Origin of the sequence: Brasilonema bromeliae SPC951 (genome assembly GCF_012912135.1) — a bacterium.
In the GTDB taxonomy this organism is placed as follows: domain Bacteria; phylum Cyanobacteriota; class Cyanobacteriia; order Cyanobacteriales; family Nostocaceae; genus Brasilonema; species Brasilonema bromeliae.
In genome coordinates, this window is record NZ_QMEB01000038.1 from 1 (window position 1) to 17,027 (window position 17,027).

General features: G+C 42.1%; 8 protein-coding genes. 6 read left to right on the forward strand and 2 right to left on the reverse strand.

Annotated features, from left to right (window positions below; genetic code table 11):
- The first annotated feature begins 146 nt into the window (after window positions 1-146).
- The 4 genes from crtH (at window position 147) to DP116_RS07230 (ending at window position 7,252) form a co-directional block, all read left to right on the forward strand.
- Entirely contained in the window at window positions 147-1,637 is a 1,491-nt protein-coding gene (crtH, locus tag DP116_RS07215) for a carotenoid isomerase (protein ID WP_169154532.1), read from the forward strand.
- 147 nt (window positions 1,638-1,784) lie between these two features.
- Window positions 1,785-3,281, forward strand: coding sequence for a hypothetical protein (locus DP116_RS07220; RefSeq protein ID WP_339381641.1), 1,497 nt, complete (start codon window positions 1,785-1,787; stop codon window positions 3,279-3,281).
- Between the two features lie 39 nt (window positions 3,282-3,320).
- A complete protein-coding gene (locus DP116_RS07225) occupies window positions 3,321-4,370 on the forward strand; it encodes a DUF1822 family protein (protein WP_169154533.1) in 1,050 nt (349 codons plus the stop codon).
- A 14-nt stretch (window positions 4,371-4,384) separates the two neighbouring features.
- Window positions 4,385-7,252, forward strand: coding sequence for a CHAT domain-containing protein (locus tag DP116_RS07230; protein WP_169154534.1), 2,868 nt, complete (start codon window positions 4,385-4,387; stop codon window positions 7,250-7,252).
- A 154-nt stretch (window positions 7,253-7,406) separates the two neighbouring features.
- Here the strand turns inward: DP116_RS07230 and DP116_RS07235 are convergent, their stop codons facing one another.
- Together DP116_RS07235 and DP116_RS07240 are read right to left on the reverse strand one after the other, a co-directional pair.
- The gene (locus tag DP116_RS07235; protein ID WP_246275524.1) at window positions 7,407-8,135 is read right to left on the reverse strand and encodes a DUF928 domain-containing protein; all 729 of its coding nucleotides are present in this window, start codon (window positions 8,133-8,135) and stop codon (window positions 7,407-7,409) included.
- 68 nt (window positions 8,136-8,203) lie between these two features.
- Window positions 8,204-10,741 carry a CHASE2 domain-containing protein gene (locus DP116_RS07240; protein WP_169154536.1) on the reverse strand — a complete coding sequence of 846 codons (2,538 nt, stop codon included), beginning with the start codon at window positions 10,739-10,741 and terminating at the stop codon, window positions 8,204-8,206.
- 716 nt (window positions 10,742-11,457) lie between these two features.
- Between DP116_RS07240 and DP116_RS07245 the strand changes: the two genes are divergently transcribed.
- Window positions 11,458-16,266 carry an nSTAND1 domain-containing NTPase gene (locus tag DP116_RS07245; RefSeq protein ID WP_169154537.1) on the forward strand — a complete coding sequence of 1,603 codons (4,809 nt, stop codon included), beginning with the start codon at window positions 11,458-11,460 and terminating at the stop codon, window positions 16,264-16,266.
- A 319-nt stretch (window positions 16,267-16,585) separates the two neighbouring features.
- Window positions 16,586-16,996, forward strand: coding sequence for an RNA recognition motif domain-containing protein (locus tag DP116_RS07250; protein ID WP_169154538.1), 411 nt, complete (start codon window positions 16,586-16,588; stop codon window positions 16,994-16,996).
- Window positions 16,997-17,027 lie beyond the last annotated feature (31 nt).

Genomic DNA, 17,027 nt, shown 5'->3' on the forward strand with positions numbered 1-17,027 from the left:
AGGGAACAGGGAACAGGGAACAGGGAACAGGGAACAGGGAACAGGGAATAGGGAAGAGAAAAAATGCTGTTGGCGGTATACCTAGTTTCACAAAAATCTGCGGAGGAGTCCTATATTTACCTAAACAGACAAAAAAACTAAAATGCATGCAGAGTGATGTGATTGTCATTGGATCTGGTATTGGCGGCTTAGTGACAGCAACTGGGCTGGCGACAAAAGGTGCTAGGGTACTCGTGTTGGAACGTTATCTGATTCCAGGAGGCAGTGCTGGTTACTTTGAACGGCAAGGCTATCGCTTCGATGTTGGGGCGTCGATGATTTTTGGGTTTGGGCAGAACGGTACGACCAACTTACTCACTCGTGCTTTGCAAGCTGTCAACGTTAGTTTAGAAGTGATTCCTGATCCAGTACAAATTCACTATCATCTGCCTAACGGCTTAAACCTCAAGGTAGATAAAGTTTATGAAAAATTTTTGCAAAATCTGACTGCGTATTTTCCTAATGAAAGCCAAGGAATTCGTCAATTTTATGACGAATGCTGGAAAGTTTTTCATTGTCTTAACAGCATGGACTTGCTGTCGCTAGAAGAACCCCGGTATTTAATGCGTGTATTTTTTCAGCATCCTTTGGCATGTCTGGGTTTGGTAAAGTATCTACCCCAAAATGCTGGAGACATAGCACGACGCTACATTAAAGACCCTCAGTTGTTGAAATTTATTGATATGGAGTGTTATTGCTGGTCGGTGGTACCAGCTGACATGACACCAATGATAAATGCTGGGATGGTATTTTCTGACAGGCACTATGGAGGGGTCAACTACCCTAAAGGGGGTGTAGGACAAATAGCCCAAAAATTAGTAGAGGGGCTTGTCAAAGCAGGTGGTCAGATCCAGTACCAAGCTAGAGTAACAAAAATTATCATAGAAAACAGACGCGCTGTGGGAGTGCAACTGGCTAACGGTCAAATCCACCGTGCCAAGCGCATCGTGTCCAATGCAACACGTTGGGATACATTTCAAAAATTACTGACTCAACAAGAACTTTCTGTTGGTGAGAGAAACTGGCAGGAACGCTATCAAAAATCACCCAGTTTTCTCAGTTTACACATGGGAGTGAAGGCAGAAATTTTGCCAAAGGGTACGGAGTGTCATCATATCGTGTTAGAAGATTGGGAAAAGATGACAGAACCGGAAGGGACTTTATTTGTGTCTATCCCAACGTTGCTTGACCCAGATTTAGCGCCAGCAGGACATCACATTATTCACGCCTTCACACCTCACTGGATTGATGAATGGAAAGGACTTTCTGTTAGGGAGTACGAGGTGAAGAAGGAAGAAGCAGCTTGGCGAATGATTGACCGTCTGGAGAAGATTTTTCCTGGTTTAAATGCGGCGTTGGATTATCTGGAGGTGGGGACGCCATTAACTCATCGCCGCTTTTTAGGTCGTCAGGATGGTACTTACGGACCAATTCCGCGCCGGAAGTTGCGCGGGTTGTTGGGGATGCCGTTTAATAGAACATCTATCCCAGGACTTTATTGTGTGGGAGATAGTACGTTTCCAGGTCAGGGTTTGAACGCAGTGGCGTTTTCGGGGTTTGCTTGCGCCCATCGCATTGCAGTGGATTTGGGATTGTAAACCATCCCCCCTTCTTAAGAGTTCCCTATTCCCTGTTCCCTGTTCCCTATTCCCTGTTCCCTGTTAAGCGTGTTTCTTCAGAGTTAACGAGACTGGGAGAACTGCATAAGTTAAAAACGCCGGCGCTTATATATAGAGTGCAACGATGTGAGATTGGTTATTCTGGAGCCTGCACTCGCTATGGATGTATCATCTAGATACTGGAAAATTTACAGAATCAGTACCAGTCAAAGAGTTGGATACGAACACTGTTTAGTTCCTCCAGCACAGGAGTTTCTCAAACAAGTTCGTAATCTCGTTCCAACTAATACCCAAGCTGTTCTGCTATCGTATTTTGTGGATCAAAATTCTGCTGTTGATGTCACAACTCGCGCCAAAGCAGGGCTTTGTTTGCGGTCTTATGTTTCTGAACCGATCCTAAGAGCGTGTCAAAAAATTGACAGTTTATTCAGTGGTGACAATTTCACTTACCAGGATTTGCTAACCTATGTCCTCGATGACGATGGAAAAACTTTAGTTATTGTAGACGGGGATGGAAAAACTCAACTCATTGTGGATAACAATGGGGAAACTAGGACCACAGATTACAAATTCTTTTCTGTGAGAATTTTGCAAAAATTTAATGCCGACTTAGAGTCTAAGATGAGTTTAGACAATTGGGCATACTTCCAAACGACACAAAACCCTGAATTAAAAAATTATTTAGCAGAGTTTGGATTTAAGCATCTGAGTGATTGGGCGCTTCTTAATAGAGTGAGAGCAAAACAATTTGAACGTTTATCAAAGCGCGATCGCCACTTGGTAGAAGTTTTTCACGCTGTTTATCGTCGTGACAGACTTCAAAAACATTCAAGGGGAGTCAGAAAATGTCCAGAACCGTCAAGCACTCAGCTGCAAGAAATGCTCAACGGCTTGCGAAAAAGAGATGTGATGATCAACTCCACTGTTGAGTTGATGAATGAACTCAAACAGGTTGTTACACAACTAAGGCACTATGATATTTGGAGTTATCGAGAACCGTTAGAAGTCCAGGATCCTAATACTGGAGGTTATACTTTTAGAACAGATTTACCTGCTGACAACCTCAATGAGGTAGATATAGAAGAGCAGGAAATATTGGATTTTTTACATGAGCAACTTAGCTTAGCCTTGAAGAATGCGATAGAGCAAGAAATAGGCGATCGCATAAAAATTTTGAAGAAAAGCAAAAATTATGCTGTTTTTGCCCAACAATTTCTTCCAGGTTTGCAGTTCTATTATTGTCAGAGTTTATCTCTCAAGGATATTGCGCCAAAATTGGAAATGACAAGTTGGGATCAAGCTAGACGAGTCTTAAATCCAGGAGAACTGCTTAGTAAAGTACGCACCACAACAGTCAAACAACTTCTGGATAGCATTCTCAAAAAGGCTGAAGAAAAACATTTGACCAAAAATCCTCCGGAACCAGACTATCTCAAAACATTGGCTGAATATATAGAAGCTTTTGCTGATGACGAAATCTTTCGAGAAGCAGCAGAAGAAATCAGAGTGGGGAAAAACCGTTCGATGAATAGCTTCTATGCTCGGCAACTTTGCAAATATATAGAACAACGCACACAAAATCTACGCACATGTCCTCCAGCCGTCCTCTTGAAGTGGGGCTAAGAGAATCTGAAACAGAAAACAAAAATCAGGAGTAAAATAATGCTTAATTCTCAGGTTAATTCAACTGATATAAGACTCTTGCTCTCAGAAGTGATTTGGCTAGAGTTAGAAGATTTTGACCACGCCATCGATAATAGCAAACTAGTCAATAGTGAAGCACAACAATGGCAAACTTATCTAAATACACTCGCAATGATTGGCTGTGAAAAATGGCTAAGTACACGCATACCACAAAAGCCAATTTCTCAAGAGACGAATGTTATTGAGGATATTTATCACCTGGAAGTAGGAGACTTGAAAATTTGTCCAATTGCGATAGAACATGTATTGGATGAAGTTATCAATATTCCAAAATCTGCTATTGATAAATCAGAATTAGCAGTCCATTTCTATGTCGTTGTTGAGGTGTTAGAAGAGGAAGAACAAGTTATTATTAGAGGATTTTTGCGCTACGATGAACTGATGAATTATTGCAGTCAATTCAATTTAGAGCTTCGGGATGGTTATTACCAAGTACCGCTGTCTTTCTTTGATGCCGAACTCAATCACTTATTGTTCTACTACTATTTCTCGGAACCTTTAGCTATTCCTTTACCTGTAACTTCCGCTCAATCTTCGAGAGTCTCACTCCAGAAATCTTTGGATAATACCAGAACCAAGTTGAGTGAATGGTTAGAGGGAGTGTTTGAACAAGGCTGGCAAACAATTGACACCCTGATAAATCCAGAGGCAAATTTAGCTCTTAGTACTAGAATTACACAAAGAGGTGCTAAAAAAGCCAAACTCATTGACTTGGGAGTGCAACTCGGTTATCAAACTGTGGCTCTTTTGGTAAATATCACAGAGGAAAGCGATGAAAAATTCGGTGTTTTGATCCAGGTACATCCCACGGGTGGAGAAAGATTTTTGCCGCCTGATCTGAAATTGAGTTTGCTGTCTAAAGCAGGAAAAACCCTTCAGGAAGTCACTTCGAGGTTGCAAGATAACTACATTCAACTGAAATTTTTCAAAGGGGAATCAGGAAAACGCTTTAGTGTTGAGTTAAGTTTAGGGGAAAATATAAAGGTGAAAGAAGACTTTGAATTGTAGTAAGGGGAAAGAGCATGGCGGGAAAAAAGCCTGTATTTTTCCGTATCCTAAAATCCATTGTTTCATTTAAATACCCAGGTAGAAGTTGGATAGCTCAACCAATAGTCGCAGCAATTGCGGTGTTTTTATGCGTGATCGTATCACCAGTGTTAGCACAAGCTCCTCTTGTCAATTCTAGTGTCCATCAATTTACAATTGGCGAGGGTAAAACACAAGACCTTGTGCAACAGGGTAAAAAACTTTATGATGCTGGACAGTTTACTCTTGCTGTTAAAGTCTTGCAACAGGCTTCTGCTGCTTTTAGAACTCAGGGAGATCATTTACGCGAAGCTATGACTTTGAGCAATCTCTCTTTAGCTTTTCAACAACTCAGTTTATGGAACCAAGCTGAAAAATCAATTGTTCAAACTGTTAATTTATTGAAAGGTTTAAACAACTCTCAAGAGAGTTCTAAAATTTTGGCACAAGCCTTTGACGTGCAAGGAAGGTTACAATTTTCCCAGGGACAAGCTGAAGCAGCATTGACGACTTGGCAAAAAGCTGCTGAAATTTATCAGCAAATGAAAGATACTGCTGGATTAACCCGTAACCGCATTAACTCGGCTCAAGCTCTACAAGTTTTAGGACGATTCCGTCAGGCAAAGAAAATTTTAACTGAAGTTTCGCAAACTATTCAAAACCAACCAGATTCATCAACAAAAGCATCGGGACTATTGAGTCTTGGCAACATTATGCAAGTCGTTGGTGATTTAAAGCAATCTCAGCAGGTATTGCAGCAAAGTTTAGCGCTTGCAAAAGCGACGTCATCTGATCAAATGATCGGTGAAACTCTCTTTAGCTTGGGAAATCTCGCCCGTGCCCAGTATAATACGAAAATGGCATTGGATTACTACCAGCAAGCTGCAAGTGCATCGACTGATTCAACCACACGTATTCAGGCACATCTGAATCGACTCAGCTTACTTGTAGAGACAAAGCAATTTGCAGATGCATTAGCATTATCGTCCCAAATCCAATCTGAAATCAGCAACTTGCCTGCAAGTCGCATGGTAGTTGAGGCAAAAATTAACTTTGCCCAAAGTTTGATGAAACTGAACTCTTGCACCAGTTGCAAGACTCTTGGGCCAAAAGTTGGAAACCCACCACGAGTAGCAAAAGTCTTCTCAACAGAACTAAATACCGACTCACCAAAGTTTTTAGTCCATTTTAATGGACTTGGATTATTAGCCCGGAACTTCAGTTCTGGGCGGGCGACGTTATCTCCCTCATCCCCTTCTCTCATAGAAACTTCAGCCCAGATACTCGCTAGTGCAGTTCAACAGGCGCAAAGTTTACTAGACTTGCGAGCAGAATCTTATGCCCTTGGAACTCTTGGGAATCTGTATGAAATAAATCAGCAATTTAATGATGCCCAAAAGCTGACTGAAAAAGCTTTGGTTATGGCTCAAAGTCTGAATGCATCAGATATAGTTTATCAATGGCAATGGCAATTAGGACGTATACACAAGCAGCAGGGAAATAAAAAAGGCGCAATTGTTTACTATTCTGAAGCTTTTAAGACTCTCCAAACTTTACGTAGTGATTTGGTTGCTATCAATCCAAACATTCAGTTTTCTTTCCGCGAAAGTGTAGAACCTGTGTATCGGGAGTTAGTCGCATTGCTGTTGCAAACAGAGAACGAGAGTGTCCAACACCAGGAGAGTCAAAAGCCAGAAAACAAAAAGCCAAAAAACCAAAAGTCAGAAAACCAAAAAAACTTACAGCAAGCTCGTTTTGTGATGGAATCGCTGCAAATCGCAGAATTGGACAACTTTTTTCGCTCAGCTTGTCTAACTGCAAAGCAAGAACTTGATCCAATCGTTGATAAAAAAGATTCACGCTCAGCAGTTTTTTATCCTATTATTCTACCAGACCGTTTAGATGTTATTCTCAAATTGCCTAACCAAAACTTGCGGCACTACAAAACTGTTATTGCTGAAGATAAAGTAGAAGGTGTTGTAGAAAATTTGAGAGAATATTTAGGCGATGTCACCAGAACTTCTCAGGTAAAGCAGCTGTCCGAACAGATATATGACTGGTTAATTCAACCAGCTGAACCAGAATTAAGCCAAAGTGGGATCAAAACCCTAGTGTTTGTCCTAGATGGAGCGTTGCGTAACATACCAATGTCAGTTCTTTATGACAAACAACAGGGGAAATATTTGGTTGAAAAGTATGCGATCGCCGTCGCCCCCGGTTTACAACTCCTTGATCCCAAACCGTTGCAGCAAGTCAAGTTAAACACCATTATTGCTGGAGTCGCTGCAGAACGCGCCATTGAAAACCGAAAGTTTCCTCGACTTGAGAACGTACCACGGGAATTGCAACAAATTCAGTCTGAGGTACCCAAAACTGAAGAACTTTTAGATCAAAAGTTTACCGAAAACAACCTGCAAAATCAATTGCAATCACTTCCCTTCACCGTAGTTCACCTAGCGACTCATGGGGAGTTTAGTTCCGATCCAGAAAAAACCTTTGTTCTCACCTGGGATAAACTACTTAAGGTGAAAGAATTTGATAACTTACTGCGAGTCAGTGACACAAAAAGGTCGAGTACTATTGAATTGCTTGTCTTGAGTGCTTGTAAAACAGCTGTTGGAGACAAGCGAGCCGCTTTGGGACTTGCTGGGGTAGCTGTACATGCAGGTGCACGTAGTACACTAGCAACATTGTGGTCTGTAGATGATGAATATACAGCAGATTTAATGAGTCGGTTTTACCTAGAATTGAAAGCAGGAGTGAATAAAGCCGAAGCGCTCCGGCGTGCTCAACTAGCTGTTTTTGCCCACCAGAAAAATCCATATTTCTGGGCACCTTTTGTATTAGTGGGGAATTGGCTCTAATGGGAGCAAGCAGCAGAAGCCAGCCAAGAAGAACTATGAGGAATCGCATTCGATGGTTGTGCGACTAAGAAAATGTCGCCCCCCTGTGGTTTATTTACTTCAAAAGCGCTGTAATAAACCGGTTTTTAAAAAAACTGAGTTTCTCAAATCGTTATTATTGCAGACTGTAAACTTGTAAAATCGGCACTCCTGCCAACTCTTCCAAGTCAACAGCCTTAAACAAGCTCGTCCAATCTTTAGTCAACTTGGTAGCGTCCGAACGAGTGCGGCGGAGTTCTGCTAAATTTGTGATGGCATCGTACCAAAGATTATTCGCAGCATAGACCTTATACTCTTGTGATTTTGCACTCTTCAATTGCTGCTGAAGCTGGGGAGTCAGCGTCACGCGTTCCAGCCATGCGTCCACAAAAAAATACTCAGGTTTGTTTTGCGGATCACCACAATAAACTTGGAAAAACCAGTGATATTTTGAGTTTTGCTTGAGAGCATATTGTGAATTTGGCGGTAGGCTAACGCCTATGGTACCTGCTTTTGGTGGCAATGTTAGAGAAGTTCGGTAAATATCATGACCTTGGTCATCTTGCAGGACAAACTCCCCAGAACGCAAATTCGTAGGTAATTCAGGAAGATAAACCCAAAATGTTGGATATTCAGCAACTGTTGATCCCAAGAACGATTTGTTGTTTTTTTCTTCACCAGGTACTATGGCAGTCACAGGTGTTTTCAAGCTTGGACATCCATCACGACGGCTTGTCCCTCCTCGCCGACGACCTTTGGGAGCACCGTTATCAGGAAATTTCTGGGCAAAAAGGTTTGGTGTATGAGTGATTTTATTCTGGAATGATTGTTCTGGGTTTGCTTGCACTTTTAGTGGGTTATTCATAAGCCCAAGACTTAGCAAAAGGATAGTACAAGCTAGTTGATAGTGTCTTTGAAATAACTTATTTTTAATCATATTCGAGAGTTCCAACGTTTTTTGCTGTTGCTGACATGGGTGGGCGCTAGTATGCTTAACACAACCGCACAAGACACTAATGCTAATGTTGAGGGAACCAGTGGAATCCACCCCGCTTGAGTAAATATACCAAAGCAGATACTAAAAAGTGTTAACAGCGCTATGACAATCGCTAATCCAATATGAAGTGGCTGTAAAATTCGCCAAGATATAATACCGCCCACTAATGACCAACCCCATACCCACCATACCTCGAACCATTGCGACCACCACCACATTAGAGGTCTACCATCCAAAACAGCACTGAGAATATGGCTCACCATCTGCGCCTGTAAAAATACGCCTGGGGTTTGCTTTTGTTGATCTGAGGCGTAAGCAGTGTATGGAGTTTCCCAATCATCCGGAGGAGGACTGGAGGCTGTCACGCCAATGAGAACGATGCGATTTTTTACTGACTTGTGTAATAACTCAGGAATAATCTCGTCATTAAGAAGTTCTTTGAGAGAGATTTTTTCGGCAATTTTAAGGAGAGAAGGTAAAGAACGATAGTTCAGCAGGATTTGATATCCTGATGCATCGACTCCTTGGTAGCCGCTTGTATGGGATTGTAAGCGCCGAAAAACAGTGTTTCCTATTTGCAAATTTTTTTCGGAATTAATATCCCATTTTATACCTTGTGCATTTAAGTAATGCTGTGCTAGCTGAAAGCTGAAAGCATATTCAGCTGCACAAGGAGATTCTAAAGGAGGGGTTAATTGCACAAGTTGGCGACGAAGAACTCGATCAGCGTCAGCCACAAAGTCACTAAAACTAATGCGTTCTCTTGGAACTTTGGAAGGAGACGGGACACCTAATGGTGCACCATCATCAGGAGCAGAAACTTTGCACACTGTAAATATGCGCTTGTCTTGCTGCAAGACTTCGCCTAATTCTGGATAATTAGAATCAATGGGGAAATCACGATAAATATCTATACCAATCGCTGCTGGTTGATATTGCTCCAGTTTTTGCAAGAGTTGACTGAGTGCTTGGTCTGATAATGACCAACGCATATTCATTTTCTTATTGATTTGATACTGAATATCCGCCTCATCAATAGTGATTATTAATAGGCGCGGGTCTGGCTTTTCATCAGCTGGTCGCAGATGGATTAAATAATCATAAGAATGCAGTTCCCAAGGTTGTAGTATCCCTAAATGACGCAGTCCCATAATACTGCTGGCTACCAGCACACTTGCTAGCAGCACGGTTAACAGACGACGGGTAGCTGCAACAACAAAGCGATGTCTATCTAACAGCTTTTGCTTTATTGTTCCAGAAAGAGTATTGCTTTCATAAGAGCGAGAACGTTGTTTTGTTTCAGAAACCGCCACTGAGGAGTCTACCTTGTCTACACGTTCAGTTTGACGCTCCCGATTCCAAATCATCGGCGGTTCAGCAGGATTTTGACAAATCACGGGTAACCAAGTCGCGCAAGGATATTCTCGCTCTAATCCTTGGAGTCTTTCTCGTGCAGAACGTACCGCAGTATACAAAGACTGTCCTTGTGAAAATTCAGTAAGAAAATACTTTAAAAATTTTTGAGCAATGACGTTCGGTACTGGCTCACGCATCACTATAACTTGCGAAATATGTAATTCCTGTAGCTGCTGCGCCAACCCCAAGCCATCACAAGAGTTAAAAATCGCCAAACGTAATCCACGACTTATAGCTTGCTTCAGACCATACTTTAATTGGTCAAGAGTAATTATATCCGTTTGATTAAGTTGCAAGCAACCTTTTTCTTGAGTGCAACAACTATGACCAGCAAAAAAAAGAATATCCCAACCTTGTTGCCAAAGCTGGTTATTAAGCTCGTCTAACCTTGGCTCAACTAAAAATTGAATTTCTGCACCAGTTAATAAATTTTCTAAAAAAATTCTATCCTGACTAATATCAATTTCTTGACTGTTACCAAATATTGCTAGTATTCTCATACTAGATTTTTGATTTTTCGGAATATTTTTCGGAAATTTCTGTGGTTGTTGATACTCGGACGCACTCAAGGCAAGTTCTGCTCTTGGATAATCATCAAACCAATTCCACACATGCCAGGGTAATCGTCGCAATAAATTGTCATTTGTTTCAACAATGAAGCGAATTTCCTCAGATGGTTTTAAATGTGTGCGTAATTGCTGTTCAATTTTGCGAAATTCTACCGAATTGAGCCATAAGTTTAAACAGTTGTAGAGTTGCTCGCATAATTGCTTAATCTCTACTTCAGAAATGTTAGTAACGGTATCTTCTTCAATTTCAAAAGTATCGTCAATTTCCTCAATTTCTTGGACACCAAGACGTAAAAATGGACGATAATAAAACGCAGAATAAAGTGACTTCCAATGGTGATAGAGTTCAGGAATTTCTCGTGCAGCAGGTAAGTTAGCACTAAATTTCATCTGATAGAGATTGTCTGCTTCCCCAATATATGCTGTGACAACGGGAAAACCTTCGTATAGATTTCCTTGACCCAAGTTTAAAACTACCAACCTATTCATGGGTGTCTTAGGTATCTAATCAAAAAAGTGTGATCTAATACATTTTTGAAAATTAATTAACCAAACTTAATTTTCAACTTTTAACAGGGAACGCTTAACAAAAAACGCTTAACAGGGAACGCTTAACAGGGAACGCTTAACAGGGAGCAGGGAACTCTTTAGAAGGGAGATGATGTTTCTTTCATTCGTTGCGAGCGTGTAACCGCCCTAGTTAAAGGCTCATATCTTGCACTCATCGGTAGACACCACGAAGAAGTTAAGATCTGTGGCAGAAAATTACATCCTTTTTTTGACTTTACTTGAAATCTAACGAATGGCAGCCCTGAGATTTGCTCATCTAATTGACATATAATGTGGGAGATACAAAATGTCAGTCATGAAAACGCTTACCAAAAGTGAAACACATTTGTATAAAATATGACTACATTTTGTTAACTTTGAAACAATCCTAGATGAGTTCAATCATAGAACATCATACAAGAGATTGAACTAGACTACAATTTACTTATAGACAAAATAAAATAACAGATTGATTTCAAGATAGCTGATCTCGAAATCATGATAAAAATTATTCTCCACTACACTAGGAGAAATCGCGATTCCGAAATCCAATCCATTAATTTATAAATCTTATCTTTGATGTGAAGATACGAAAAAGAAGAAACTGAATGTGTAGCAAAGAGCATACCTGCAAATAAGACAGAGAATTCTTCTTCATGAGTAAATCAGTTTTTATTAGCCTAGGAAGCGGTGATTTACACAACGGATTTCCAAATGTTACTGCTCGATTATGGTCATCAGAAAAATCCCTTGCACAGCAATTTATTGGTAGCTTACCCGCAGCACCATCTTTGGTGGAATTATCTAAGAATTGGCAGTCAAATTATAAAAATATCTGTGGTCGCCAACAGTTGCGCTCTTTATTAATTGAAGAAGATGACGAACTGGAAATTGACGAAGAGGGCCTAACAAATGTCTCTGTTGTCAGTTTTGATGATCTGTGCCAAAAATTACAAGAAAATATTAATGATTGGCTCAAATCTAGTGGATTTCTGAATATAGAACGACAGTTGCGATCGCAACTACAACCAACAGAAGAAATTCGCCTCATTATTGAAACCAATGATCGTCTGATACGGCGATTACCTTGGCATCGTTGGGATTTTTTTAATGATTATCCCAAAGCAGAAATGGCGCTTTCTCAAACAGAGTATAAATCCCGAGAATTATCAAAGTCAATATTACCTAGGAAAAAAGTTAGAATTTTAGCAGTTTTAGGCAATAGCCAAGGTATTGATTTAGACAGAGAAATCAAGTTTCTTAACAGCTTGTTAGATGCAGAAATAGTTTTTATTGTCAAGCCCTCTCGTCAAGAATTTAACAATCTTCTTTGGCAAAATCCTGGCTGGGACATTCTTTTTTTTGCGGGTCATAGTCAAACTGAGGGTGAAACGGGCAGAATTTATATTAATGATAATAAGACTAATAATAGTTTAACAATTAAACAGTTAGAAGAAGCTCTCAAAGCTGCTATTGATAATGGTTTACAACTAGCAATTTTCAACTCCTGTGATGGGCTAGGACTAGCTAATGCTCTAGAAAAATTAAATATTCCGACAGTCATTGTCATGCGGGAGCCAGTGCCAAATTTGGTAGCACAGGAATTTTTTAAACATTTTTTAGAATCTTTTGCAGTTGAACGACGGTCTTTATATTTAGCAGTCCAACAAGCACGCAGGAAGTTACAAGGTTTGGAAGATGATTTTCCGGGTGCTTCTTGGTTACCTGTGATTTGTCAAAATCCAGCTGTGGAACCGCCGACTTGGCTGAAGTTAGGGGGAACTCCTCCATGTCCTTATCGCGGGTTATTTGCCTTTCGCGAGGAAGATGTTGACCTATTTTTTGGACGGGAGCAATTTACACAGAACTTGGTGACAGCGAGCAAAAGAAAGCCATTGGTGGCGGTGGTTGGTCCCAGTGGAAGTGGTAAGTCGAGTGTCGTGTTTGCTGGGTTGGTTCCTCAGTTACGCCAGGATTCATATACTGACTGGCAGATTGTCTCATTTCGTCCGGGTCATAATCCTTTTGAAGCGTTAGCAGGGGCATTGACTTCTAGCATTGGTGAAGCCTTATCGCTTCGGGGTTCTCAACGAGACAACTTAAATGAATATATAAATCAAAATCCCAAATTAACTGCTCGTCGCCTGATTGAATTAAAACTAGAAATAGCACTGCAACAAGATCACAAAGTTTTATACAAAATTATAGAAAGCTTTGTCCAGCAAAACCCCAAAACTCGTCTGGTTTTAATCGCAGACCAATTTGAAGAACTCTACACTCTTTGCTCAGAAGAAGAACGCCAAGGTTTCTTAGATACATTACTTAATGCAGTTCAGTTCGCTCCAGCATTTACTTTAGTTATGACCTTAAGGGCTGATTTTTACGGATATGCCCTTTCTTACCGACCTTTTAGTGATGCGTTGCAAGGAGCAGTTCTCAATCTTGGTCCAATGAACCGTGAGGAATTGCGATCGGTTATTGAACAGCCAGCCGCACAAATGCAGGTGAGACTAGAAAAAGAGTTGACAAAGAAACTGATTAATGCTGTAGAGGGTCAGTCAGGACGTTTACCATTGCTGGAGTTTGCTTTAACACAACTGTGGTCAAAACAAACAGATGGGTGGCTGACTCATGCAGGCTACGAAGAGATTGGCGGTGTCGAGGAGGCTTTGGCTATCCACGCCGAAGCAGTGTATGCTCAGCTTGATGAAACAGACCGAACTCGGGCGCAGCAAGTGTTTATGCAGTTGATGCGTTTGGGGGAAGGAATCGAGGCGACGCGGAGATTGGCAACTCGTGATGAGGTGAAGTCAGAAAACTGGGATTTGGTGAGGCGCTTAGCTGATGCACGTCTTGTGGTAACCAACCGCAACGAGTTATCGGGTGAAGAAACGGTGGAAATTGTGCATGAGGCGCTGATTAGAAGCTGGGGACGCCTAGAGGGGTGGATACAAGTTGATGGTGAATTTCGGTATTGGCAGGAGCAGTTGCGATCGCTCATTCGTCAATGGGAAAGTAGTGGTAAAGATCAAGGAGCACTGCTGCGTGGAAAGCCACTTTCGGATGCAGAATATTGGCAGAGCAAACGCATAGACGAACTGAGTACAGGGGAGAGACATTTCATACAGCTTTCTTTAGCATTGCGGGATAACGAGATAAATAAGCTCAAGCGTAGACGCCAACTCACCATTTTAGGACTCACAGGTGGTTTAGTGGGAGCTTTGATCCTGGCTGGGGTAGCTTGGTGGCAATCCCATAAAGCAAGCATCAGCGAGATTCAAACTATGACCGAATCTTCTGAAGCATTGTTTGCCTCGAATAACACATTGGATGCGCTCATACAAGCAATCACAGCGAAGGAGAAATTAAAAACAATAGGTACAGTAGATGCAAATATCCAAGATCGGCTTGAATCAGTGCTAAGACAGGCAACTTATACGGTAGTTGAACATAACCGGCTGATAGGGCATAGCGAAAAAGTTAACGCAGTCGCCTTCAGCCCCAATGGTCAGCTCATTGCCACAGCGAGTGATGATAATACGGTGAAACTCTGGAAACCTGATGGCACGTTGCTTACCAGTTTAAAAGGACACAATAGTCCAGTTTTCGGAGTTGCGTTCAGCCCTCAAGGTAATATCATTGCCACAGCAAGTGGAGATAAGACAGTCAAACTCTGGAAGCTTGATGGTACTTTGCTTACTACTCTAAACGGACATAGTGATGTAGTTAACGCAGTTGCGTTCAGTCCTCAAGGTAACATTATAGCCACAGCAAGTAGTGACAAAACAGTCAAACTCTGGAGAGCTAGCGATGGCACCTTGCTTACTACTCTAAACGGACATAGCGATGCAGTGAGTGCAGTCACTTTTAGCCCTGTTGGCGTAGCGTCCCCGCAGGGGTTTGGTCAACTGATTGCTACAGCAAGTAGAGACAAGACCATCAAACTTTGGAAGCAAGATGGCACCTTGCTTACTACTCTAAAGGGACATAGCGATGTAGTCAGTGCTGTAGCTTTTAGTCCTGTTGGCGTAGCGTCCCCGCAGGGGTTTGGTCAACTGATTGCTACAGCAAGTTGGGACAAAACAGTCAAACTGTGGAAGCGTGATGGCACCTTGCTGACCACCCTCAATAATCCTAGCGGTAAGGTTTACGGATTAGCGTTCAGTCCTGACGGTGATACAATCGCCTCGGCTGGTTGGGACAGGACAATAAAACTCTGGAGATGGCGTGATGGTGAGTCAGCGCTGCAGGAGGGTATCCCTCCGCAGGCGACTGGCGAACCCCGTTCGCGTAGCGTGCCCGAAGGGCATAGGGGCACTTTGCTGACTACCCTTAATGGACATAGCGATACTGTTTGGGGAGTCGCGTTCAGCCCCGATGGTAAGACAATTGCTTCGGCAAGTAGCGACAAAACAGTCAAACTCTGGAAGCGGGATAAGATTTTGCTGACTACCCTTAATGGTCACAGTGGTGCAGTTTGGGGAGTCGCGTTCAGCCCTCAAGGTAGTATCATTGCCACAGCAGGTGACGACAACACGGTGAAACTCTGGAAGCCCAACGGCACTTTGCTGAAGACTCTAAAGGGACATAATGCCGGGGTTTGGGCAGTAACATTCAGTCCTGACGGTCAGACAATTGCTTCAGCAAGTGGGGACAAGACAATCAAACTCTGGAAACGAGATGGCGCTTTGTTGACTACCCTTAATGGACATAGTCGTCAGGTTAACGCAGTTGCATTTAGCCCTCAAGGTAATATCATTGCCTCAGCAAGTGACGATTACACGGTACAACTCCACAAGTCAGATGGCACTTTGCTAACTACCTTGAGACATGATAATGAAGTTTGGGGAGTAGCGTTTAGTCCTGTTGGCGTAGCGTCCCCGCAGGGGTTTGGTCAGATAATTGCTTCGGTAACTCGGGATAAGACGCTGAAGCTTTGGAAGCAAGATGGCACTTTGCTGACCACCGTTAAAGGTCACAATGGCGGAGTTGGGGGAGTCGCGTTCAGCCCTGATGGTCAGACAATTGCTACAGGGAGTCAAGATAAGACAGTGAAACTGTGGAAGGGTGATGGCACTTTGCTGACTACCCTCAAGGATCACTATGGCACGGTTTGGGGAGTAGCGTTCAGTCCTGACGGCAAAATGATTGCTTCAGCAAGTGACGACAAAACAGTGAAGGTCTGGAAACGAGATGGCACTTTGCTGACTACCCTCAATGGTCACAATGGCACGGTTTGGAGAGTGGCGTTCAGTCCCGACAGTAAGACAATTGCTTCGACGAGTGACGACAAGACAGTGATTCTGTGGAATTTGGATCGTGTTCTAGATACAGATAAACTAGTGAGCTACGCTTGTGATTGGGTTAAGGATTATCTCAGAACAAATGCACAGCACAAGCAGAGCGTTAGCGGATATTCTGTCCAGGAGGCGAGCCGTTTCTGTAGTGGGATTAAACCTCAATAGTTTCAAGCAACATGATTGCATGTTTCCCATTTTTATTTCTTAAATAGACATCTGAGGAAAACAATGTAGAGACGTTCCATAGAACGTCTCTACAAGGGTTGCAGACAACGCACAATTAATTTCTGGAGATGTCTAATGCATAAGTTAGTTTTGCTTACACCTAATAAAGAGTGTAGAGGCAAAGCTCTCTAAGCTGAACTGACCTTCAGTTTTTCAGATCAAGCTTCATTCTATTAATTAAACTTTTGTCAATGCGTAAATCCTACGCATTGATTCCACTTTGGATTATCTTTTTGTGTAACTTTGTTTGGAGATAAATATGACTATATTGGTTGGTAATCTTTCTTCTCAGGTCACTGAGGCAAATTTAAGAGAGCTTTTTACAAAATTTGGCACAGTCAGAAAAATTGACATTTTTCCTGACTCCGGTTTTGCAACAGTAGCAATAAAAGGTGAAGCAAATGAGGATCTTGCTGTTCAAGAACTCAATGGCGTGGAACAGTTTGGGCAGAAACTTAAACTCTTTAAGTCAGCCCCAGTTCAGCCATCAGACAACCAACGCGATGGAGAGAGGAGATTGCTGATACTACACGCACCAACACATACAGCAAGGGGACTAGGTGATGGGCCAAGTCCATCGCCCAAGCCGACGAAGCCCTCGCCCCCCAACAAGCCGAAGCCCCGTCCTCTAAAGGCTGGCTTGGTAAGCACATCATTATCTGAAAACTAATTCCAATATTAATGAGAACGTAAGCGTTACT